Annotated in this window: 19 protein-coding genes; 13 read left to right on the top strand and 6 right to left on the bottom strand. The window is 73.2% G+C overall.

What is annotated here, in order from left to right; all coding sequences use genetic code 11:
- Positions 1-394 precede the first annotated feature (394 nt).
- From GA0074704_RS05465 to GA0074704_RS05480, 4 genes are all read right to left on the bottom strand, one after another.
- On the bottom strand, positions 395-1,381 hold the full coding sequence (locus GA0074704_RS05465) for an aldo/keto reductase (protein ID WP_088969483.1): 987 nt from the start codon (positions 1,379-1,381) through the stop codon (positions 395-397).
- Between the two features lie 63 nt (positions 1,382-1,444).
- Positions 1,445-2,530, bottom strand: a complete 1,086-nt coding sequence (gene sepH, locus GA0074704_RS05470; protein WP_088969484.1) for a septation protein SepH — start codon at positions 2,528-2,530, stop codon at positions 1,445-1,447.
- Between the two features lie 188 nt (positions 2,531-2,718).
- Positions 2,719-3,846, bottom strand: coding sequence for a phosphoserine transaminase (gene serC, locus GA0074704_RS05475; RefSeq protein ID WP_088969485.1), 1,128 nt, complete (start codon positions 3,844-3,846; stop codon positions 2,719-2,721).
- A gap of 299 nt (positions 3,847-4,145) precedes the next feature.
- On the bottom strand, positions 4,146-5,252 hold the full coding sequence (locus tag GA0074704_RS05480) for a citrate synthase 2 (protein ID WP_088969486.1): 1,107 nt from the start codon (positions 5,250-5,252) through the stop codon (positions 4,146-4,148).
- A gap of 273 nt (positions 5,253-5,525) precedes the next feature.
- Between GA0074704_RS05480 and pdxH the strand changes: the two genes are divergently transcribed.
- From pdxH to GA0074704_RS05515, 7 genes are all read left to right on the top strand, one after another.
- On the top strand, positions 5,526-6,152 hold the full coding sequence (gene pdxH, locus GA0074704_RS05485; RefSeq protein ID WP_088969487.1) for a pyridoxamine 5'-phosphate oxidase: 627 nt from the start codon (positions 5,526-5,528) through the stop codon (positions 6,150-6,152).
- Complete coding sequence (locus GA0074704_RS05490) at positions 6,149-7,444, top strand: MFS transporter (protein ID WP_088969488.1); 1,296 nt, start codon at positions 6,149-6,151, stop codon at positions 7,442-7,444. Before pdxH ends, GA0074704_RS05490 begins: the two co-directional genes overlap by 4 nt.
- 25 nt (positions 7,445-7,469) lie before the next feature.
- Entirely contained in the window at positions 7,470-8,396 is a 927-nt protein-coding gene (locus tag GA0074704_RS05495; protein ID WP_088969489.1) for an aldose 1-epimerase family protein, read from the top strand.
- Between the two features lie 2 nt (positions 8,397-8,398).
- A complete protein-coding gene (locus GA0074704_RS05500) occupies positions 8,399-9,001 on the top strand; it encodes a nitroreductase family protein (RefSeq protein WP_088969490.1) in 603 nt (200 codons plus the stop codon).
- A gap of 60 nt (positions 9,002-9,061) precedes the next feature.
- Positions 9,062-9,367 (top strand): type II toxin-antitoxin system VapB family antitoxin, encoded by a 306-nt coding sequence (locus GA0074704_RS05505; RefSeq protein ID WP_088969491.1) that lies wholly within the window; start codon positions 9,062-9,064, stop codon positions 9,365-9,367.
- A gap of 32 nt (positions 9,368-9,399) precedes the next feature.
- Entirely contained in the window at positions 9,400-10,560 is a 1,161-nt protein-coding gene (locus GA0074704_RS05510; RefSeq protein ID WP_088969492.1) for an acyl-CoA dehydrogenase family protein, read from the top strand.
- A 100-nt stretch (positions 10,561-10,660) separates the two neighbouring features.
- On the top strand, positions 10,661-11,434 hold the full coding sequence (locus GA0074704_RS05515; protein ID WP_088969493.1) for a DUF4230 domain-containing protein: 774 nt from the start codon (positions 10,661-10,663) through the stop codon (positions 11,432-11,434).
- 50 nt (positions 11,435-11,484) lie between these two features.
- On the opposite strand, the gene GA0074704_RS05520 is transcribed toward GA0074704_RS05515, so the two are convergent.
- Positions 11,485-11,688: a PspC domain-containing protein gene (locus GA0074704_RS05520; protein WP_088969494.1), complete on the bottom strand. Its 204-nt coding sequence runs from the start codon at positions 11,686-11,688 to the stop codon at positions 11,485-11,487.
- A gap of 631 nt (positions 11,689-12,319) precedes the next feature.
- Here GA0074704_RS05520 and GA0074704_RS05525 point away from each other — a divergent pair.
- The 6 genes from GA0074704_RS05525 (at position 12,320) to GA0074704_RS05550 (ending at position 21,138) form a co-directional block, all read left to right on the top strand.
- A complete protein-coding gene (locus tag GA0074704_RS05525; protein ID WP_088969495.1) occupies positions 12,320-13,690 on the top strand; it encodes an L-serine ammonia-lyase in 1,371 nt (456 codons plus the stop codon).
- A 75-nt stretch (positions 13,691-13,765) separates the two neighbouring features.
- The gene (locus GA0074704_RS05530; RefSeq protein ID WP_088969496.1) at positions 13,766-15,997 is read left to right on the top strand and encodes a bifunctional glycosyltransferase/CDP-glycerol:glycerophosphate glycerophosphotransferase; all 2,232 of its coding nucleotides are present in this window, start codon (positions 13,766-13,768) and stop codon (positions 15,995-15,997) included.
- A 145-nt stretch (positions 15,998-16,142) separates the two neighbouring features.
- A complete protein-coding gene (locus GA0074704_RS05535) occupies positions 16,143-17,447 on the top strand; it encodes an ABC transporter ATP-binding protein (RefSeq protein WP_088973470.1) in 1,305 nt (434 codons plus the stop codon).
- A gap of 47 nt (positions 17,448-17,494) precedes the next feature.
- Positions 17,495-17,962: a DUF4442 domain-containing protein gene (locus GA0074704_RS05540; protein WP_088969497.1), complete on the top strand. Its 468-nt coding sequence runs from the start codon at positions 17,495-17,497 to the stop codon at positions 17,960-17,962.
- Between the two features lie 57 nt (positions 17,963-18,019).
- Positions 18,020-18,769: an HAD family hydrolase gene (locus GA0074704_RS05545; RefSeq protein WP_088969498.1), complete on the top strand. Its 750-nt coding sequence runs from the start codon at positions 18,020-18,022 to the stop codon at positions 18,767-18,769.
- Complete coding sequence (locus GA0074704_RS05550; protein ID WP_088969499.1) at positions 18,766-21,138, top strand: glycoside hydrolase family 65 protein; 2,373 nt, start codon at positions 18,766-18,768, stop codon at positions 21,136-21,138. The genes GA0074704_RS05545 and GA0074704_RS05550 overlap by 4 nt, the downstream gene beginning before the upstream one ends.
- 92 nt (positions 21,139-21,230) lie before the next feature.
- On the opposite strand, the gene GA0074704_RS05555 is transcribed toward GA0074704_RS05550, so the two are convergent.
- On the bottom strand, positions 21,231-21,410 hold the full coding sequence (locus GA0074704_RS05555; protein WP_088969500.1) for a hypothetical protein: 180 nt from the start codon (positions 21,408-21,410) through the stop codon (positions 21,231-21,233).
- Positions 21,411-21,825: the final 415 nt, after the last annotated feature.

Raw genomic sequence — 21,825 nt, forward strand, 5'->3', positions numbered from 1 at the left:
GGCCCACCGACCCGGGCCGGGCCGCGGGTTGCGGTGTGTGGGTGCTTCGGCGGGCTGGGAGGGCGCGGTGTGGTGTGGGGGCGTCGGTTCGGGCGGGGCGTGAGTCGTTGACGCTCTCAAGTCTGTAGGCACCGGAAGGGGATGTCCGGCGTAGGGGTGCGGGGCACGGGTTGCGGCATGTCGGCCTATGGCCTGGGCGGGGGCGAGGGGCGCGGCGTGCGGGTGTTTCGGCGATCCGGGACGGCCCGGCTTGCGGCACGTCGGGCACTGGGCTGGGCGGCACGGCTTGCGGCACGTCGGGCGTCGCCCGGAAGCGGGCGCAGGATGCGGCATGTCGCGGCGTCCGGGCTCCCGGATGCCGCGACATGCCGCCAAGCGGGTGCGCCAAAGAGCGCTACCAGGCCCAGGCCTCCGGGCCGGGGCCGCCGTTGCCGACCGGCGGGAAGAGCTCGTCGAGGCGGGTCAGGGTCGCCTCGTCCAGGTCGACGTCGAGCGCGCCGAGGTTGCGGTCCAACTGGTCCATGGTGCGCGGGCCGACGATCGGGGCGGTCACCCCGGGCCGGGAGAGCAGCCAGGCCAGCGCCACGTCGGCCGGGTCGTGGCCGAGGTCGGCACAGAGCTTCTCGTACGCCTCGATGGTCGGCCGGTGCTCGGCCAGCGCGTCGGCCGAACGGCCGGACGTGCCGCGCGCCGCCCCACCGGAGGCCATCTTGCGGATCACCCCGGAGAGCAGCCCGCCGTGCAGCGGTGACCAGGGGATGATGCCCAGGCCATAGTGCTGGGCGGCCGGGATCACCTCCAGCTCGGCGTGCCGGGTGAGCAGGTTGTAGATCGACTGTTCGGAGACCAGGCCGAGGAAGTTCCGCCTGCCGGCGGCGGCCTGCGCCTGGGCGATGTGCCAGCCGGCGAAGTTCGACGAGCCGACGTAGAGCACCTTGCCCTGCGCGACCAGCGTCTCCATCGCCTGCCAGATCTCCTCCCACGGCGTGGTCCGGGAGACGTGGTGCATCTGGTACAGGTCGATGGTGTCGGTACGCAGCCGGCGCAGCGACTCCTCGCAGGCACGGATGATGTGCCGGGCCGAGAGTCCCTGGTCGTTGGGCCAGTCGCTCATCTTGCCGTACACCTTGGTGGCCAGCACCACCTTGTCCCGCCGGCCGCCGCCCTGGTCGAACCAGCGACCGATGATCTGCTCGGTGACACCCTCGCCGAGCTTCCAGCCGTAGACGTTCGCGGTGTCGAAGAAGTTGATGCCGTGGTCCAGCGCCCGGTCCATGATGGCGAAGCTGTCCGGCTCGCTGGTCTGCGGCCCGAAGTTCATCGTGCCCAGGCAGAGCCGGCTGACCGACAGGCCGGTGCGCCCCAGATTCGTGTACTCCATGACTCCACCCTGGCACGCGGCGACTTCGAGTGCCTCACGTTGCCGCGTGCCGGGGTGGATCGGTCAGGAGGACTCGCGGGCCGCCGGGCCGCTGCCGAAGAGCACGTCGTCCCAGCTGGGCAGGCGCTTGCGCGGCTTGCCCGAGGCGTCCGTCGACTCGCCGCCGGCAGCCGCCGCAGCGGCCGCGCCGGTACGCCGGGGCCGGAGCACCGCCAGCGACGGCACGGCCGGGACCTCCTTGGGCGCGTCCGAGTCGTCGTCGAACGCCGAGCCCTGGCCACCGCCGAGCAGCGCCGCGGCGCCCCCGCCGACGGCCCGTTGCCGGGGCGCGTCGGAGCCGGCCAGCGCGGCCGGGGAACGCGGGTCGAGCCCGCGACCGGAGGTGCCGCCGAGCGGCCGGTCCAGCGAGGCCAGCAGGGCGTCCCGACCGGCCCGGATCGGGTCCCGGCCGGACCTCTGCTCGCCGGCGGCGGCGGGCAGCCCGTGCCCACCCCGGCTCGGCTCGCCGCGCGACGGACCGGGCAGGCCGTGACCGCCCCGCTCCGGCGCCGGCTCCTGGCCGAGGATCGGCGTGGGCCGCTCCGCGCAGAGGTATTGCGCCATGTCGTCGTGCGGAACGACGTTCTGCCGGGTCTTGTCCAGGTCCCAGACCGCCTGCGCGGTGGCCTTGCCCGACGGCCAGGTGGCGATGATCCGCCAGGTGCCGTCGTCCCGGCGGTACGCGTCCCAGGAGATCTTCTCGGTGTCGATGCCGTGCTGGGCCAGCCGGCCGTTGACCACCTCGGCCAGCGGGGTGGGCTTCTCGGCGCCCTTGAGCCGGGTGCGGCGGGCGTGCTGGGCGAGCATGGCCCGCTCCTGGAGCACCGGGCCGGCGTAACGCAGCACCCGGTCGACCGGCACGCCGGCGACCCGGGCGACGTCCTCGGCGGACTCACCCGAACGGATCTTGGCCTGGATGTCCCGCGGCGAGAGTGACGGCAACGGGTCGGCGGCGGTCGACACCACCGCGAGCGGCGGTGCCCCGGGCTCGGCGTGCAGCGCCGAGGCGATGCGTTCGTCGATCGGGAGGGCGAGCAGGCGCCCGACCTCGTCGGCGAGCACCAGAGCCTGGCCGTCCTCGGAGAGGGCGACGAAGCGTACTGGGCGCATGGCGTAGCCTCCGTCCCGCTTCGCTGGCCGTCACGCCACGAGCCGGCCACCCGGGCGTCTCGGACCACCGTACGCTCATCTGCCCACAGGTGGGGGATCCGACACCCGCATGTCGCGACTGAGCTGCGACGATGATCACGGTGGGTGGTCGTCGGCGGTCCGGCGACCACCCACCGTCACGCGAGAGGTCAGAGCCGCTCGACGACGTGGTCGATGGCGGCGGTCAGCGCCTCCACATCGGCCGGCTCGACCGCCGGGAAGAGCGCCACCCGCAGCTGGTTGCGGCCCAGCTTCCGGTACGGCTCGGTGTCCACGATGCCGTTCGCGCGCAGCACCTTCGCGATCGCCGAGGCGTCCACCCCGTCGGCGAAGTCGATGGTGGCGACCACGTTGGACCGCAGCGCCGGGTCCGCCACGAACGGGGTGGCGTACGACGAGCGCTCCGCCCAGCCGTAGACGATGCCGGCGCTCTCGGCGGTGCGCTTCGCCGCCCAGGACAGGCCGCCCTGCGAGTTCATCCAGTCGGTCTGCTCGGCGGCCAGGAAGATGGTGGCCAGCGCCGGGGTGTTGTAGGTCTGCTCCAGCCGCGAGTTGTCGATCGCGGTGACCAGGTCGAGGAAGGCCGGAATGTAGCGCCCCGAACCCTTGATCTCGCCCGCCCGCTCCAGCGCCGCCGGCGACATCAGGGCCAGCCAGAGGCCACCGTCGGAGCCGAAGCACTTCTGCGGGGCGAAGTAGTAGACGTCGGTCTCGCCGACGTTGACGTCCAGCCCGCCGGCGCCGGAGGTGGCGTCGACCAGCAGCAGCGAACCCTGGTCGGCGCCCGCCACCCGGGAGATCGGCACGGCCACACCGGTCGAGGTCTCGTTGTGCGGGGTGGCGTAGACGTCCACGCCCGCCTCGGCCTGCAGCGACGGCGCGGTGCCCGGCTCCGACTTGCGTACCGTCGGCTCGCCCAGGAACGGCGCGTCCTTGACCGACTTGGCGAACTTCGCGCCGAACTCGCCGAAGCTGGCGAACTGGGCCCGGTCGCGGACCAGCCCGAAGGTGGCCACCTCCCAGAAGGCGGTGGTGCCGCCGTTGCCGAGCACCACCTCGTACCCCTCGGGCAGCGAGAAGAACTCGGCGAGCCCTCGACGCAGCCGGGCCACCTGGTCGCGGACCGTCTTCTGCCGGTGCGAGGTGCCCAGGTAGCTGGTGGCGACGTCGGCGAGCGCGGAGACCGCCGCCGGGCGGACCTTGGACGGGCCGCAGCCGAAACGGCCGTCGGCGGGCAGGAGCTCGTCGGGAATCCGGATGGTCGGTGCGTCAGCCACGGTTGTCTCGATCCTTCCGCATGGGCGAGGGCGGGCCCTTCACGCGGGCACGGATCGGCGGCGGACGCGCGCGCCGGGCGCACGGCGGCCGGGATCCGGGCCCGGTCCGGCGACTCTGCCGGCCTTCATCCTCGCACCCGGGCCGGCCCACCCGGCGGCTGGTCCCACCCCGACCGCTGAGGCATGCGCCACACCGGCACCTTTCTCCGGGTACGCGGAAGGCCCCCGACCGGGACGGTCGGGGGCCTTCCGCGGTCGTCGGCCGGCCCCCGGTGCCGGAGGCGGTGACGAGGGGCAGCTCAGACGCCGTGCGGGATGGCGGCCCAACCCTCGACGTCCTGCGGCTTGCGGGTGCCCGGGCCGACGTAGCGCGCCGACGGCCGGACCAGCCGGTTGAGTCGCTTCTGCTCCAGGATGTGCGCGGACCAGCCGCCCATCCGGGCGCAGGTGAACATCGAGGTGAACATGTGCGCCGGCACCTCGGCGAAGTCCAGCACCACGGCCGACCAGAACTCGACGTTGGTGGCGAGCACCCGGTCCGGGCGGCGGGCCTGGAGCTCGGCCAGGGCGGCCTTCTCCAGCGCCTCGGCGATCTCGAAGCGGGGCGCGCCCAGCTCCTTGGCCGTACGCCGGAGCACGCGGGCGCGCGGGTCCTCGGCCCGGTAGACCCGGTGGCCGAAGCCCATCAGCCGCTCGCCGCGGTCGAGGACGCCCTTGACGTACCCCTCGGCGTCGCCGCTGCGCTCGACGGCCTCGAGCATGGTCAGCACCCGGGAGGGGGCGCCGCCGTGCAGCGGGCCGGAGAGCGCGCCGATGCCCGAGGAGATGCAGGCCGCGGCGTCCGCGCCGGTGGAGGCGACGATCCGGGCGGTGAAGGTGGAGGCGTTCAGGCCGTGCTCGGCGGCCGAGATGAAGTACGCGTCAACGGCCTTGACGTGCCGCGGGTCGGGCTCGCCGCGCCAGCGCTTCATGAACCGCTCGACGATGGTGGACGCCTTGTCGATCTCCTTCTGCGGCACGGCCGGCAGGCCGAGGCCGCGGGCCGACTGGGCGACGAAGGAGAGCGCGGTGACCGACACCCGGGCCAGGTCCTCGCGGGCCTGCTCGTCGGAGATGTCCAGCAGCTGGCTGAGCCCCCAGTACGGGGCGAGCATGGCGACGGCGGACTGCACGTCGACCCGGATGTCACCGGAGTGCACCGGCACCGGGAACGGCTCGGCCGGCGGCAGGCCCGGGCCGAACCGGCCGTCGACCAGCAGGGCCCAGACGTTGCCGAAGGAGACCTGGCCGATCAGGTCCTCGATGTCGACGCCGCGGTAGCGCAGCGCACCGCCCTCCCGGTCGGGCTCGGCGATCTCGGTCTCGAAGGCGACGACGCCCTCCAGGCCCGGTTTGAAGTCGGCCATGTCGCTTCTCCTGGCTTCTGGCTGCTCGGTACGCCCGCGGCGGCTCGCCCCACCCGGCACCTTAGGCGACCCTCAGGGATGTGTTCGTGACATCTTGCCTGCTGAGTAACCGAGCGCGCGACCCACCGCGACTGTGCCGCACACGACATCCCCCGGGGTGCCCGGCCGTAACACGTCGGCAAGACTGGACGGTACGGGCTGGCCAGCGTCTCCGACGGCGCGGACGGCCGCACGAGGGGGAGACGAGCTGTGACAGGCAACACACCGGCGGACATGCGGCACGAGTACGCCGCCGACCTGGGGTTGACCGAGGCGGACCTGGCCGGGGACTGGCACACCCAGTTCGACCGCTGGTTCGCCGACGCGGTCGCCGCCGGGCTGCCCGAACCGAACGCCATGGTGGTCGGCACCGCCGACGTCCAGGGCCGGCCCAGCGGCCGGACCGTGCTGCTCAAGGGGTACGACCCGGAGGGCTTCGTCTTCTACACCAACTACGGGTCGCGCAAGGGCGCCGAGGCGCTCGCCAACCCGTACGCCAGCCTGGTCTTCCCCTGGTTCCCGATGCAGCGGCAGGTGGTGGTCGCCGGCCGGGTGGAGCCGGTCGGCCGGGCCGAGACGCAGGCGTACTTCGCCAGCCGCCCGCGCGGCTCCCAGCTCGGGGCGTGGGCCAGCACCCAGTCGCGGCCGGTGACCGGCCGGGCGGAGCTGGACGAGGCGTACCGGGCGGCGGCGCAGCGGTTCGCCGACGTCGAGGAGATCCCCGCGCCGCCGCACTGGGGTGGGCTGCGGGTCCGGCCCGAGTCGGTGGAGTTCTGGCAGGGCCGGGCCAGCCGGCTGCACGACCGGCTGGTGTTCCGCCGGGCCGGCGACGACTGGGTGGTCGAGCGGCTGGCCCCGTGACCGGGGTCAAGGAGGCCCGGCCGCGCGGGGCGCGCCGCTGGGCGATCGACCTGCGCCCGCTGCGGGTGCCCGCGTTCCGCCGGATCTGGCTCGGCGGCGGCGTCGCCATGCTGGGTTTCCAGTTCACCGCCGTGGCAGTGCCGGTGGAGATGTACGACCTGACCCGCGACTCGTTGTGGGTGGGCCTGCTCGGGGTGGCCGGGTTCGTGCCGCTGCTGGTCTTCGGGCTCTGGGGCGGGGCCGTCGCCGACGCCCGGGACCGACGCTCGGTTCTGCTGGCCAGCCAGGCGGTCCTCTGGCTGTCGATGCTGGCCCTGCTGGCCCAGTCCCTGCTGCGGGTGGGGAACCCGACGTTGTTGCTGGTGCTGGTGGCCCTCCAGTCGGTCGGGTTCGCGGTCAGCGGGGCGGCCCGCACGGCCAGCCTGCCGCGCCTGGTCCCGCCGGAGCTGGTGCCGGCGGCGAGCACGCTGAACTACACCACCTTCACCGCCGCGTCGGTGGTGGGCCCGCTGCTGGCTGGCCTGATCTTCGCCGGCTGGCGGACCGAGGTCGCGCTGCCCATCGCGTACGGCCTGGACGCGCTCTTCTTCACCGCGGCGGTGTGGGCGACCGTGCGGATGCCGGCGCTCCCGCCGGACCCGGACCCGGACGGCGACGGCACCCCCCGCCGGGCCGGCCTGGCCAGCGTCGTCGACGGGCTGCGGTACCTCGGCGCCACCCCGGTGCTGCTCTCGTCGTTCGCCATCGACCTGATCGCGATGATCCTGGCCATGCCCCGGGCGCTCTTCCCGGAGATCGCCGAGAGCCGGTTCGGTGGTGGCGCGGCGGTGGGCTGGCTCTACAGCGCCATCGCGATCGGCGCGATGGCGGGCGGCCTGACGTCGGGCTGGATCGGTCGGATCCGCCGGCAGGGGCGGGCCCTGGTGCTCGCCGTGGTCGGCTGGGGCCTGGCGATCGCGGCGGCCGGGCTGGCCCGCCAGCTCTGGCTGATGGTGCTGCTGCTCGCGGTGGCCGGCGCGGCCGACCTGGTCAGCGCGGTGCTGCGCCAGTCGATGCTGCTGGTGTACGCGCCGGACCGGATGCGCGGCCGGCTCCAGGGGGTCAACACCGTCGTGGTGGCCGGCGGTCCGCGACTCGGCGACCTGCGGGCCGGTGCGATGGCCGCCGGGTTCGGGACGAGCGTGGCCATGGTCGGCGGTGGCCTGGCCGCAGCGGCCCTCGCCGTGGTGCTGGTGGTGGCCTTCCCGGTGCTGCTGCGTTACCGCGCGGTCACCACGGCCGACCGCGACTGAGCGGCGGAACGACTAGGGTCGCGGCATGGACAATTCGCCGCGACCCCCCTCCGGGGCACAGTGGACCATTTCCGCCGCCGGGCACGAGGCCGTCATCGTGGAGGTCGGCGGTGGGGTACGCAGCTACCGGTACGACGGCGTCGACCTCCTCGACGGCTACGACGCCGACGAGATCTGCCCCGGCGGCGCCGGCCAGGTGCTGGCGCCGTGGCCGAACCGGATCCGGGACGGCGCGTACACCTTCGGTGAGCGGTCCCTGCAGCTGGACCTGACCGAGCCGGCCACGCACAACGCGATCCACGGCCTGGTCAGATGGGCGTCCTGGCGACTGGTCGAGGAGGTCGCCGACGCGGTGACGGTGGAGCACGACCTGCCCCCGACGCCCGGCTACCCGTGGGCGCTGCGGCTGCGGACCCGGTGGAGCGTGGGCGCGGACGGGCTGCGTGCCGAGCACGAGGTCACCGACCTGTCGGCGGAGGCGGCGCCGTTCGGCTTCTCCGTGCACCCCTACCTCTTCGTGCCGGGGGTGGCGGTGGACGACATCACGATGCGGGTGCCGGGGCGTACCCGGTTGCAGTTGGACTCCCGGCTGCTGCCGGTCGGCGCGACCCCGGTGGCCGGCACCGAGTACGACTTCACCGCGCCCCGGCGGATCGGCGACGCCGTGCTGGACATCGCGTTCGGCCAGGTGGAGCGGGACGCCGACGGTGGTTCCGCGGTGACCCTGACCGGCGCGGACGGCGCCGGGGTGGCGATCTGGGCGGACGCCGAGTTCGGCTGGTGGCAGGTGTTCACCGGCGACACCCTGGACGGGGAACGGCACCGCCGCTCGGTGGCGGTGGAGCCGATGACCTGCCCGCCGGACGCGTTCCGCTCCGGCCGGGACCTGATCACCCTGGACCCGGGCGGCAGCTGGCGGGGCGTCTGGGGCGTCCGGCCGACGGCGGCCTGACCGTGGAGTTCGCCGAGGTCGTCCGGCGGCGCCGGATGGTCCGCAACTACGACCCGGACCGCCCGGTCCCGCCGGAGGTGGTGGACCGGCTGCTGGACCACGCCGTCCGGGCGCCGTCGGCCGGCTTCGCCCAGGGCTGGGGCTTCCTGGTGTTGGAGGAGCCGGCGGACCGGGAGCGGTTCTGGGCGACGGCCACCCCCGAGGGCGGCGGCCGGGAACGCTGGCTGTCCGGGATGCGCCGGGCGCCGCTGATCGTGATCCCGCACGCCAACCGCTCCGCCTACCTGGAGCGGTACGCCGAGGCGGACAAGGGCTGGGCGGACCGGTCGACGGAGCGCTGGCCGGTGCCCTACTGGTACGTCGACACCGGCTTCGCGGCCCTGCTGATGCTGCTCACCGCCGTGGACGAGGGGCTGGGGGCGTGCTTCTTCGGGATCCCGCCGCAGCGGACCGAGGCGTACCGGGAGGCGTTCGGGGTGCCGACGGAATACCAGCCGATCGGCGCGGTCACGATGGGTTACCGGGCACCGGACCACCGCTCGCCGTCGCTGCGCCGGGGACGCCGTCCGGTGAGCGAGGTGGTCCGCCGCGGGCGGTGGAACTGAACGCGGTGGGACGGCGACGGTTAGGCTGGCACGATCCGACACGGGGGAGGGGAGCGTGCCGTGATTTTCAGAGCGGTCCGGGACGGGCGTCCCTACCCGGAGCACAACTACACGCTCAAGCAGTGGGCGGAGATCCCGCCGCGCCCACTGCGGCTGGACCAGTTGATCACCACGAAGCGGGAGCTGGCGTTGGACAAGCTCCTCGCCGAGGACTCGACCTTCTACGGCGACCTCTTCCCGCACGTGGTGCAGTGGAACGGCGGCCTCTATCTGGAGGACGGCCTGCACCGGGCGTTGCGGGCGGCGTTGCAGCAGCGCAACCAGATCCACGCCCGGGTGCTGGTGCTCGGCGCCCCGGTGGAGTGACGCGCTCCTGAGTCTTCGTTAAGGTGGGCCGCATGACCGCACTCGACCTGCTGGACATCGACGCGTCGCTGGGCGAGGAGGAGCGGGAGATCCGCTCCGTCGTGCGCCGGCTCGTCGATGACCGGGTCCGCCCGCACGTCGCCGGCTGGTACGAGGACGGCCAGGTGCCGGCCCGCGAACTGGCCCGGGAGTTCGGCAAGCTCGGCCTGCTCGGCATGCACCTGACCGGGTACGGCTGCGCCGGCTCGTCGGCCGTCGCGTACGGGCTGGCCTGCCTGGAGCTGGAGGCCGGCGACTCCGGCGTCCGCTCGCTGGTCTCGGTGCAGGGCTCGCTGGCCATGTACGCCATCTGGCGCTTCGGCAGCGAGGAGCAGAAGCAGCGCTGGCTGCCCGCCATGGCGGCCGGCGAGGCGATCGGCTGCTTCGGGCTGACCGAGCCGGACCACGGCTCCGACCCGGCGTCGATGGCCACCCGGGCCCGCCGCGACGGCGACGACTGGATCCTCGACGGCGCCAAGATGTGGATCACCAACGCGCCGATCGCCGACGTCGCGGTGATCTGGGCGCGCACCGACGAGGGCGTGCGGGGTTTTGTCGTACCCATGGACACGCCCGGGGTCACCGCCCGGGAGATCCGGCGCAAGATGTCGCTGCGGGCGTCGCTGACCGGCGAGGTCGTCCTCGACGGCGTCCGTCTCCCGGCGGACGCCCGACTGCCCGAGGCGGTCGGCCTGAAGGCGCCGTTGAGCTGCCTGACCGAGGCGCGGCACGGCATCGTCTGGGGCGCGCTCGGCGCGGCCCGCGACTGCCTGGAGACCACCCTCGAGTACGCGACCACCCGCACCCAGTTCGGCCGGCCGCTGGCCGGCTTCCAGCTCACCCAGGCCAAGCTCGCCGACATGGCCGTCGAGTGGAACAAGGGGCTGCTGCTGGCGCTGCACCTGGGCCGGCTCGCCGACGCGGGGAAGCTGCGTCCGGCGCAGGTCAGCGTGGGCAAGCTCAACAACGTGCGGGAGGCCCTCGCCATCGCCCGGCAGTGCCGGACGATCCTCGGCGCGAACGGCGTCTCCGGTGAATACCCGATCATGCGGCATGCCAACAACCTGGAGAGCGTGCTCACCTACGAGGGCACCTCGGAGATCCACCAGCTGGTCATCGGGCAGACCTTGACCGGCGTCTCCGCGTTCGCCTGACCTGCGGCTTCACCCGTTCGGGTCGCTCGCCGCGCGGGTGTCGCACGGTGCCCGTACCGTCATCACCAGTCGATGTACTGCCACGAGGACGGTGAGGGTGATGGCCCGCGACGGTGACATCAACGAGCCCACCAGGGAATTCCCGGACTATCGGACCGGGACGGACCTGGAGCGACGGTTGGACGACCCCGCCGGCCCCGGCGAGCCGCCACCAGCCGCTCCCCGGGGGCCTGGCGCCCCGACCCGCGGCCTGCTCTGGGTGCTGGGCGCGGCGGCGCTGGTGCTGGTGGCGCTGCTCGCCACCCAGGCCACCGGCATCTTCCCGCACTTCCGTAACCCGTTCGCCGAGCAGCAGACCGACCGCAGCCAGCCGCCGCTGCTGAAGTCGATCCAGGACCTCAGCCGCTACGTCGCCGCGGAGGGCAACTTCCAGGTCGTGGTGGACACCCAGAAGGACCGGGCGAACGTGCCGGACTTCCTGCTCAACGAGCGCACCCTCTTCGTCGGGGCGGGCAGCGTCGAGGCGTACGTGGACTTCTCCACGATCTCCGAGGGGGCGATCGTGGAGTCCGCCGACGGGAAGTCCGTGGAGATCAAGCTGCCCGCGCCGCAGCTCGGCAAGACCAACCTCGACCTGGAGAAGAGCTACGTCTTCGCCGAGCAGCGCGGCCTGCTCAACCGCCTCGGCGACCTGGTCGGCAACGACCCGAACCGGCAGCAGCAGGTCTACAAGCTGGCCGAGGATCGGATCACCGGCGCGGCGCGGGACAGCGGTCTGAGCCAGCGCGCCGAGGAGAACACCCGCAAGATGCTTGAGGGGCTGCTCCGGTCGCTGGGCTACGAGAAGGTGACCGTCACCTACACCGCTCCCTGACAGCGCGGGAGGCCGCGAGGGTGATCCCTCGCGGCCTCCCGGCGGGTCGGTCAGTAGCGGGCGGCGTACTTGTCCTCGTTCGGCATCAGAACCCAGAGCACCAGGTAGACGATGACCTGCGTACCGGGGAGCAGCAGGGAGAGCAGGAACAGCAGCCGGATCAGTCCGGCGGAGGTGTTGAAGCGACGGGCCAGGCCGGCGCAGACACCGGCGAGCATGCGGCCCTCGCGGGGGCGGACCAGTTTGCGGTTCATCGTCGTACTCCCACTCTGCGGCAATCCGCCGCGCTGCATTCAACGGTAGAAACCGGCGGCCACTTCGCCCTCCGTCTCCGGGTGGATCCGGTGACCGCGTACCCGTAGGGAGTTACCCGGGTCGCCCCCCTCCGACGCCTGCCCCCTCCGACGCCTGCCCCCTCCGACGCCTGCCCCGCTCCGGCGCATGTCGGCGCGACGGCACCTGCCGTCCGGGCCCGGCGACCTTGTGCTCGGTGACTACAGACTTGAGAGCACAGACGACTCAGGGGGGCCGGGCGGTGCCGTGCCAGCTCGTTCTCGACGGCGCCTGGGCCGGAGGGGTCGGGCGCGGCGGGTTGAGTCATCTGCGCTCTCAAGTCTGTAGCGGGCTCAGGACATAGTCCCTGACCCCGGCTCCGGACAGTGCCCACCCTCGGCGGGGATGCGGGCACGGTGGCAGCCGGGTGCGGCGCTCGGCGCGTCACGCAGCCGCGGGCGCGGGCGGCGGGGGCGGGTACCTGACGGGGGGAGGTAGGCTCGCCGGTCGGGCCGGCCACACCCCGGACGGCTCCGAGCGCCGCCCTGACCAGGGCGGTAACCACCCGGGCCGGGCTCCGCACGACGGGGACGGCGGCGAGGAAGTGCAGCCATGATCAGTGTCTTCGACCTCTTCAGCGTCGGCATCGGCCCGTCGAGTTCGCACACCGTGGGTCCGATGCGAGCCGCGCGTACCTTCGTGACCGGGCTCAAGGCCGACGGCCTGCTCAGCGACACCGTGCGGGTCCGCGCGGAGCTGTTCGGCTCGCTGGGCGCCACCGGTCACGGGCACGGCAGCGACCGGGCGGTGCTGCTCGGGCTGGAGGGGGAGGCGCCGGAGAGGGTCGACACCGACTCGGTCGGCCCCCGGGTCGCGCGGATCCGCGCCGAGCGGCGGATCGCCCTGCACGGCGCGCACGAGATCGACTTCGACCCGGACCGCGACCTGGTGCTGCACCGGCGTCGCTCGCTGCCGTACCACCCGAACGGGATGAGCTTCGCCGCGTACGACGCGAGCGGCGCGGAGCTGCGGGCCAGGACGTACTACTCGGTCGGCGGCGGTTTCGTGGTCGACGAGGAGGCGGCCGGGGCGGACCGGATCAAGCCGGACACCACCGCCGTCCGGTACCCGTTCTACACCGGCGCGGAACTGCTCGAGGTGACCTCCGCCACCGGGCTGTCGATCAGCGAGGTGATGCTCGCCAACGAGCGGTCCTGGCGCAGCGAGGCGGAGATCCGCGACGGCCTGCTGGAGATCTGGCGGGTGATGCGGGAGTGCGTCGAGTCCGGCTGCGAGCGGGACGGGGTGCTGCCCGGCGGGCTGAAGGTCCGCCGTCGCGCCGCCGAGCTGCGCCGCAGCCTGGCCGAGGAGGCGGACTCCACCGACCCGCTGCGGGCGATGGACTGGGTGACGCTCTTCGCCCTGGCCGTGAACGAGGAGAACGCCGCCGGCGGCCGGGTGGTCACCGCCCCCACCAACGGCGCGGCCGGGATCATCCCGGCGGTGCTGCACTACTACACCCGGTTCGTGCCGGGGGCCTCCGACGAGGGGGTGGTGCGGTTCCTGCTCGCCGCCGGCGCGATCGGCGTGCTGTTCAAGGAGAACGCGTCGATCTCCGGCGCCGAGGTGGGCTGCCAGGGCGAGGTCGGTTCGGCCTGCTCGATGGCCGCCGGTGGGCTGGCCGAGGCGCTCGGCGGCACCCCGGAGCAGGTGGAGAACGCGGCCGAGATCGGGATGGAGCACAACCTCGGGCTCACCTGCGACCCGGTCGGCGGTCTGGTGCAGATCCCCTGCATCGAGCGGAACGCCGTGGCCAGCATCAAGGCGATCACCGCCGCCCGGCTGGCGCTGCGCGGCGACGGGGTGCACCACGTCTCGCTGGACAAGGTCATCAAGACCATGCGGGAGACCGGCGCCGACATGAAGGTCAAGTACAAGGAGACCGCGCGCGGCGGCCTCGCGGTCAACGTGATCGAGTGCTGAGCTTGGGCAATTAGCCGCTCTTGACCCCTTCCGGGGTTATTAGAGTGGGGTTGTTCCCGGACGGAGGGACGGCCGATGACCCTGCTCAGCATCGTCGTACCGGCCCACCGGGTGCAGGGCTGGCTGCGCGAGTGCCTGGACTCGATCCTCGGGCAGCCGTTCGACGACCTCCAGGTGGTCGCCGTCGACGACGCCTCACCGGACGCCTGCGGTGCCATCATCGACGAGTACGCCGCCCGCGACCCGCGGGTGCTCGCCGTACACCTGGAAACCAACGCCGGCCTCGGCTCGGCGCGCAACGTCGGCCTCGACCGGGCCGACGGCACGTACGTCTGGTTCCTCGACGGGGACGACTGGCTCGAACCCGGGTGCCTGCCCGCGGTGGCCGACCGGCTGCGCGGCACCCGCCCCGACGTGCTCCTGGTCGACCACGTCCGGCGGCGCTGGGACGACCGGCCGATCCCCAGCGTGCTCGCCGAGGTCTTCCCCGACCCGCCCGGCGCGGAGACCTTCCCGCTGCGCGAGCGCCCGGAGGCGCTGCGCCTGCTGCACACCGCCTGGAACCGGATCGTCCGCCGTGACTTCCTGGTCGACCTCGGGCTGCGCTTCCCCACCGGCTGGTACGAGGACGTGCCGTTCAGCTACCCGGTGCTGCTCGCCGCCGAGCGGATCGGCCTGCTGGACCGGGTCTGCGTCGACTACCGGCAACGGCGGCTCGGGGCGATCACCCGGACCCGGGGCGACCGGCACCTGGAGGTCCTCGACCAGTGGGAACGGGTGTTCCGCTGGCTGGACGAGCGGGGGCCGGCGCTGGACCCGCTGCGGGCGGCGGTCTTCGAACGGATGGTCTGGCACTGCCTCTGCGTGCTCGGCAACGGCGAACGCATCGCCCCCGAACTGCGGCCGGTCTTCTTCGCCCGGCTCGTCACGGCGTACCACCGGTGGCTGCCGGTGGGCGGCTACCCGGTGCCGACGGGACCGCAGCGGCTGCGGCACCGGCTGGTGGCGGCCGGGCGGTGGCCGGCGTACCGGACGCTGCTCGCCGCCGACCGGGCGCGCGTTGCGGCCGGGACGGCCCGGCGGCGGGTGGTCCCGGTGGTCCGGCGGGCCGCCCGGCTCGGCCGGGACGCCCTGCGCTACGAGTACTACCTGGCCGAGCTGCGCCGGCCGATCGACCCGACGCTGGCGCTGTACGCCGCCTACTGGTACCGCGGCTACGCCTGCAACCCGGCGGCGATCTACGCCGCCGCCCGGCGGCTCGCCCCGCACGTGCGCGGCGTGTGGATCGTCCGCCCGGACCGGGTGGCCACCCTGCCGCCGGGGGTGGAGTACGTGGTGGCCGGCTCGCTGGCCTACTACCGGGCGCTGGCCCGGGCCCGCTGGCTGGTCAACAACGTGAACTTCCCCGACTTCGTCCACAAGCGACTCGGCTCGACGCACGTGCAGACCCACCACGGCACCCCGGTCAAGGTGATGGGACTCGACCAGCAGCGCTACCCGCTCGGCGCGCTCGGGATGGACTTCGCCAAGTTGCTGCGCCGGATCGACCGGTGGGACGTCAGCGTCAGCGCGAACAGCTTCTCCACCCAGATGTGGGAGCGGGCCTACCCGGCCGCGTACACCACGCTGGAGGTGGGCTATCCGCGCAACGACCGGCTGGTCACCGCCACCGCCGAGCAGGTACGCGCCGCCCGGGCCCGGCTCGGCATCGACCCGGACGACCGGGTGGTGCTCTACGCCCCGACCCACCGGGAGCACCTGCCCGACTACCGGCCCCCGTTCGACCCGGAGCGGCTGCGCGACGCGCTCGGCCCGACCGGGCGGGTGCTGATGCGCAGCCACTACTTCCACGACCGGCGGCGGGCGGAGCCCGGCCGGGCGGTGGCCCGGGTCGCCGACGTCAGCGGGCACGACCCGGTGGAGGAGCTGTACCTGGCGGCGGACGTGCTGGTCAGCGACTACTCGTCGGCGATGTTCGACTACGCCGTCCTGGACCGCCCGATCGTGGTGTACGCCCCGGACCACGAGGCGTACCGGCTGGCCCGGGGGGTCTACTTCGACGTGACCGCCGAGCCGCCCGGTGCGGTGGCAGGCGACTTCGCCGCTCTGCTGGACGTGTTCCGCTCCGGCGCGGTCACCGGGGCGGAGGCCACCGCGGCCAGGCGGCGGTTCCGGGAGCGGTTCTGCGCGTTGGAGGACGGGCACGCGGCGGAACGGGTGGTCCGTCGCGTCTTTCTGGACGAACCGGCGACACCGGTCACCGAACGTGCCGATCCCGGTCCGGCATCCGGTACGGGCTGCGTCTGACCAGCAGGCATGCCGTACGCTCTCGCCGCGCGTCGGTAACAGGGCAGTCACGAGCCGAACATGGAACGTTTACCCGATGTGCTGATCGGATGATCCTGGTCACAGTCAATCGCGGGTTCGGCCAGACGACGTGGGGGAGGAGACGGTGACCACCGTCGCGCTCAAGGATGTCACCAAGGTGTTCCAGGACGGCACACTCGCGGTCGACGCCGTCAATCTCGACGTCAACGACGGCGAGTTCATGGTGCTGCTCGGCCCGTCGGGCTGCGGCAAGTCGACGGTGCTGCGCATGGTCGCCGGCCTGGAGGATCCGACCTCCGGCGCGGTGATGCTCGACGGGGAGGTCGCCAACGACCTGCCGCCCCGCGAGCGGCGGATCGCCATGGTCTTCCAGGACTTCGCCCTCTATCCGCACATGACCGTCGGGGACAACATCGGCTTCCCGCTGCGGCTGGCCGGCGTCGAGCCGAACCCGCGCGGCGAGCGGATCCAGGACGTGGCCAGCGCGCTGGGCATCGGCGACGTGCTGGGCCGCAAGCCCAGCCAGCTCTCCGGCGGCCAACGCCAGCGGGTGGCGATGGGGCGGGCGATAGTGCGCCGGCCCGGCCTGTTCCTGATGGACGAGCCCCTTTCCAACCTGGACAGCGGGCTCCGCGCCGAGCTGCGCGCGGAGATCTCCGGCCTGACCCGGGAACTCGGCGTCACCACCATCTACGTCACCCACGACCAGGCCGAGGCGCTGACCATGGCCGACCGGGTCGCCATCATGCGCAAGGGGGTGCTCCAGGACGTCGGCACCCCCACCCAGGTGTACGGCCGCCCGGCCACCCTCTACGTCGCCGCCTTCCTGGGCAGCCCGCGGATGAACTTGCTGGAGGCGTCGGTCTACGTCCATCTCGACCGGTACGTCACCCTCACCCTCGGCGACCAGGCGCTCTATCTGCCCTGGGACGACATCCGCAGCCGCGCCGTCGCGCACTACCACGGCGAGCGGATCGTGGTCGGCATGCGCGCCGAGGCGCTCACCCCGGTCGCCCCGGACACCCCGGGTGACGTGCTCCAGGGCCGGATCCGCTACCTGGAGCACCACGGGCACGAGTCGCTGGCCTTCCTCGACATCGGCGCCACCGCAGTGGTGGTCGACGAGATGGGTGGTGCGGTGGACGACGCCGCGCCGGGGCAGCGCGGCCTGCGCCGGTTCGGCCAGGTGATGCAGCGGCTGAAGGGCCGGGCCGTCGAGCAGCAGCCGGAGCCGGTGTCCGGGTCCGGCAACCGGACGAGTGTGCTGCCCGACCCGGGCCGGCACCACCGCCGGCCGGCCGAGCTGGCGGTGCGGCTGGCGCCGTACCCGGCGGTGTCGGCGGGGGCGCCGCTGGCCGTGCAGGTCCGGATGGACGCGCTGCACTTCTTCGACGAGCGCGGCGACCGGATCGACGTCGGCTGGCGGTGAGCGCGGGCCCCCTTGCCGGGAAAGTTACTGGCGAGTAGCGTTCGGGCATGTCCATCGACTCTCGCCAGGTGGAGGCCGGTCTGCTGGAGGCCGTCCCGTTCGCCCGTACGCTCGGAATCGAATTCGTCGAGGTGGCCCCCGAGGCCGAGGGCGCGGTACGCGCCGTCGTCCGCCTCCCCGACACCGCCGAGCACCACAACCACGTCGGCGGCCCGCACGCCGGCGCCATGTTCACCCTCGGCGAGACCGCCTCCGGCGCGGTCGTGCTGGCCGCGTTCGGGCCGGTGCTCGACCGGGCGGTGCCGCTGGCCGTCAAGGCGGAGATCGCGTACAAGAAGGTGGCCCTGGGGCCGGTGCTGGCCACCGCGCGGCTCGGCCGGCCGGTCGCCGACGTCCTCGCCGAGCTGGACGCCGGCAAGCGGCCGGAGTTCCCGGTCGAGGTCGAGATCGGCACCGAGGACGGCACCGTCACCTCGCTACTGACCGTGATCTGGACGCTACGCCCGAACCGCTGATCCGCCGCGCCGGGCGAATCGGGTTTGCCCGGTGCGTCCGGTGGATAGATTCGCACCATGTTGGGCCTACCCGCACACGTCACCGCGTGTCTCTTCGATCTGGACGGTGTGCTGACGCAGACCGCGAAGGTGCACAACGCCGCCTGGGCGGAGACCTTCGACGCGTACCTGCGGCACCGCTCCGAGACCACCGGCGAGCCGTTCCGGCCGTTCGACCCCGGCCCGGACTACAACCGGTACGTCGACGGCCGCCCCCGCGCCGACGGGGTCCGCACCTTCCTCGCCTCCCGGGGCGTCACGCTGCCCGAGGGGGACCCCGACGACCCGCCGGAGGCGGACACCGTCAACGGGCTGGGCAACCGCAAGAACGTGCTGCTGCTCAAGCGGATCCACACCGACGGCGTCGACGCGTACGAGGGCTCGGTGCGCTACCTGAAGGCCGCCGCCGACGCCGGACTGCGCCGGGCGGTCGTGTCGGCCAGCGCCAACTGCCGGGACGTGGTGGCCGCCGCCGGGCTGGAACCGCTGCTGGAGGCCCGCGTCGACGGGGTGGTCGCCCGCTCGGAGGGGCTGCGCGGCAAGCCCCACCCGGACACCTTCCTGGCCGGGGCGAAACTGCTCGGCGTCGACCCCGCCAACGCGGCTGTCTTCGAGGACGCGCTGGCCGGCGTCGAGGCCGGCCGCGCCGGCAACTTCGGGTACGTGATCGGCGTGGACCGGGTCGGCCAGGCTGACGCGCTGCGCGAGCACGGCGCCGACGTGGTCGTCACCGACCTCGCCCAACTGCTGGACGGGGTCGCCCGGTGATCCGGGAACGGGCGTACCCGGTCGAGCCGTGGCACGTCCGGGAGACCCGGCTCGACATGGACGTGCTGGCCCAGTCCGAGTCGGTCTTCGCCCTCTCCAACGGGCACGTCGGGCTGCGCGGCAACCTCGACGAGGGCGAGCCGCACGGCCTGCCCGGCACGTACCTCAACTCCTTCTACGAGCTGCGTCCCCTGCCGTACGCGGAGGCGGGTTTCGGGTTTCCCGAGTCCGGCCAGACGATCGTCAACGTCACCAACGGCAAGCTGATCCGACTGCTGGTCGACGACGAGCCGCTCGACGTCCGGTACGGCGAACTCCTCTCCCACGAGCGGGTGCTCGACCTGCGGGCCGGTACTTTGCACCGGGAGCTGCACTGGCGCTCGCCGGCCGGCCGGGAGGTCAAGGTCCGCAGCACCCGGCTGGTGTCGTTCACCCAGCGGTCGGTGGCCGCCATCCACTACGAGGTGGAGGCCGTCGACGGTCCGCTGCGGCTGATCCTCCAGTCCGAGCTGGTCGCCAACGAGACGCTGCCGGCGCAGAGCCGCGACCCGCGGGTGGCCGCCGTGCTGGAGTCGCCGTTGCAGGCCGAGGAGGAGCTGACCACCGACGACGGTGGCCTGCTCATCCACCGCACCAAGGTCAGCGGGCTGCGGGTCGCCAGCGCGATGGCCCACGACGTGCACGGCCCGGAACGCACCACCGTCGAGTCCGAGGGGTACGAGGACTGGGTCCGCACCACCGTCGGCTGTGTGCTCAAGCCCGGCCAGACGCTGCGTGTGGTCAAGTACCTGGCGTACGGCTGGTCGAGCCGCCGGTCGTTGCCGGCGCTGCGTGACCAGGTCGGCGCGGCGCTGGCCGCAGCCCGCCTCGACGGCTGGGACGGGCTGCGCCGCGAGCAGCGCGAATACCTGGACGAGTTCTGGGACGCCGCCGACGTGCGGGTCGAGGGCGACCCGGAGGTGCAGCAGGCGGTCCGGTTCGGGCTCTACCACGTGCTCCAGGCCGGCGCCCGGGCCGAACGCCGGCCGATCTCCGCCAAGGGTCTCACCGGCCCCGGGTACGACGGGCACGCCTTCTGGGACACCGAGATGTTCGTCCTGCCGGTGCTCACCTACACCCAGCCGACGGCCGCCCGGGACGCGCTGTACTGGCGGTATTCCACCCTCGACCAGGCGCACGAGCGGGCCCGGACGTTGAACCTGCGGGGGGCCGCCTTCCCGTGGCGCACCATCGAGGGGCCGGAGTCGTCGGCGTACTGGCCGGCCGGCACGGCAGCCTTCCACGTCGCCGCCGACGTCGCCGACGCGATGCGCCGCTACGTGCTGGCCACCGGCGACGAGGGGCTGGAACGGGAGATCGGCCTGGAGCTGCTGGTGGAGACCGCCCGGCTGTGGCGCTCCCTGGGCCACCACGACCGACACGGCCGGTTCCACATCGACGGGGTGACCGGCCCCGACGAGTACACGGCCGTCAAGAACGACAACGTCTACACCAACCTGATGGCCCAGCGGAACCTGCTCACCGCCGCCGACTGCGCGATGCGCTACCGGGACCAGGCCATCGACCTGGGGGTGAGCGAGGAGGAAGCCGCGCAGTGGCGGGACGCCGCGCACGCCATGCACATCCCGTACGACGAGGGCCTCGACGTGCACGAGCAGGTGGAGGGCTTCACCCGGTTGCAGGAGTGGGACTTCGAGCACACGCCGGCCGAGAAGTACCCGCTGCTGCTGCACTACCCGTACTTCGACCTGTACCGCAAGCAGGTGGTGAAGCAGGCCGACCTGGTGCTCGCCATGCACTGGCGGGGCGACGCGTTCACCCCCGAGCAGAAGGTCCGCAACTTCCTCTACTACGAGCGGCGTACCGTCCGGGACTCGTCGCTGTCGGCGTGCACCCAGGCGGTGATGGCCGCCGAGGTCGGGCACCCCGAACTGGCCCACCGGTACATGCGCGAGGCCGCGCTGATGGACCTGCACGACCTGAACGAGAACACCCGCGACGGCGTACACATGGCGTCGCTCGCGGGCGCGTGGATCGCCCTGGTCGCCGGCTTCGGCGGGCTGCGCGACCACGACGGGACGCTCTCCTTCGCGCCCCGGCTCTCCAGCCGGTTGAGCCGGCTGGAGTTCTCGCTCCAGTGGCGGGGGATGCGGCTGCGGGTCGACGTGCGACCGCACCAGACGACGTACTCCCTGCGCAACGGCGGGTCCGCCTCGGAGCTGGAGCTGCGGCACCACGACGAGACGATCCGGGTCACCACCACCCAGCCGGTCACCGTGCCGGTGCCGCCCGCCGAGGCGTCCGGCCCGCCTCCCGAGCAGCCGCCAGGGCGGGAGCCGCTGCTGCGGCTGCCGGAGAACGCGGTCTGACCCCGGCCGCACGGTCCGTCGGTCCCGCGCGGCCGGGCAGACCCGCGACGGAGCCGCGCGCGACCGTTGGGTCCGCGCGGCTCCGTCGCGGGTCAGAACTGGCGACCGTTGGACGGGCGGCCCGCGGCGTCGCGCGGGGCCGTCGTCCGGGGATCGTCGGCGGTACGCGCCTGCGCCGCCTCGTCCGCCCAGTCCCGACCGCGCTCGGCGTCCTGTTCGCGGCGGTCCCGCTCGGCGGTCTGCTGCCGGGACTTGTTCTGCTGCTGGGCCATGGCGATCCTCGCGATCCGTCGGGGCGCGGCTGCGCCGGGTCGGTCCCCGCTCGCCTTCCCGATCGCCCCGCACGCAAACGACACCCGCGCCACCCGCCCCTGGGACGCGCCGTGACGCCTGTGGTCGGCGTTGCGAGGAGCCCGGTTGGCGTGTGTGGCCGGCGTCGCGAGGGCCGGTGGACGAGCGCCGGTGACGCGGCGGGAGGTAAGAAGCCGATTGAGCGTGATACCTCAGAGTCATTTTGATGACTCTGAGGTATCAGGCTCGCGCGCACCTTACGGCCGCAGCGGCCGTCGCTCGACGCGGAGGAGACCAGCCCGGGCCAGCGCGTGCCTGGCGGCCGGTCGTGCGGGGCCGGTCGTGCGGGGCGGAGCGTGACCCCGGCTGTGGCGGGCGTCCGGCATACCCTGGCGG

This window comes from Micromonospora siamensis (genome assembly GCF_900090305.1).
Classification (GTDB): Bacteria; Actinomycetota; Actinomycetes; order Mycobacteriales; family Micromonosporaceae; genus Micromonospora; species Micromonospora siamensis.

Coding starts and splice junctions, on each gene's coding strand:
- GA0074704_RS05465 (WP_088969483.1), bottom strand. CDS start 1,381: ATGGAGTACACGAATCTGGGGCGCACCGGCCTGTCGGTCAGCCGGCTC.
- sepH (WP_088969484.1), bottom strand. CDS start 2,530: ATGCGCCCAGTACGCTTCGTCGCCCTCTCCGAGGACGGCCAGGCTCTG.
- GA0074704_RS05480 (WP_088969486.1), bottom strand. CDS start 5,252: ATGGCCGACTTCAAACCGGGCCTGGAGGGCGTCGTCGCCTTCGAGACC.
- pdxH (WP_088969487.1), top strand. CDS start 5,526: ATGCGGCACGAGTACGCCGCCGACCTGGGGTTGACCGAGGCGGACCTG.
- GA0074704_RS05495 (WP_088969489.1), top strand. CDS start 7,470: ATGGACAATTCGCCGCGACCCCCCTCCGGGGCACAGTGGACCATTTCC.
- GA0074704_RS05510 (WP_088969492.1), top strand. CDS start 9,400: ATGACCGCACTCGACCTGCTGGACATCGACGCGTCGCTGGGCGAGGAG.
- GA0074704_RS05515 (WP_088969493.1), top strand. CDS start 10,661: ATGGCCCGCGACGGTGACATCAACGAGCCCACCAGGGAATTCCCGGAC.
- GA0074704_RS05520 (WP_088969494.1), bottom strand. CDS start 11,688: ATGAACCGCAAACTGGTCCGCCCCCGCGAGGGCCGCATGCTCGCCGGT.
- GA0074704_RS05525 (WP_088969495.1), top strand. CDS start 12,320: ATGATCAGTGTCTTCGACCTCTTCAGCGTCGGCATCGGCCCGTCGAGT.
- GA0074704_RS05530 (WP_088969496.1), top strand. CDS start 13,766: ATGACCCTGCTCAGCATCGTCGTACCGGCCCACCGGGTGCAGGGCTGG.
- GA0074704_RS05540 (WP_088969497.1), top strand. CDS start 17,495: ATGTCCATCGACTCTCGCCAGGTGGAGGCCGGTCTGCTGGAGGCCGTC.
- GA0074704_RS05545 (WP_088969498.1), top strand. CDS start 18,020: ATGTTGGGCCTACCCGCACACGTCACCGCGTGTCTCTTCGATCTGGAC.
- GA0074704_RS05555 (WP_088969500.1), bottom strand. CDS start 21,410: ATGGCCCAGCAGCAGAACAAGTCCCGGCAGCAGACCGCCGAGCGGGAC.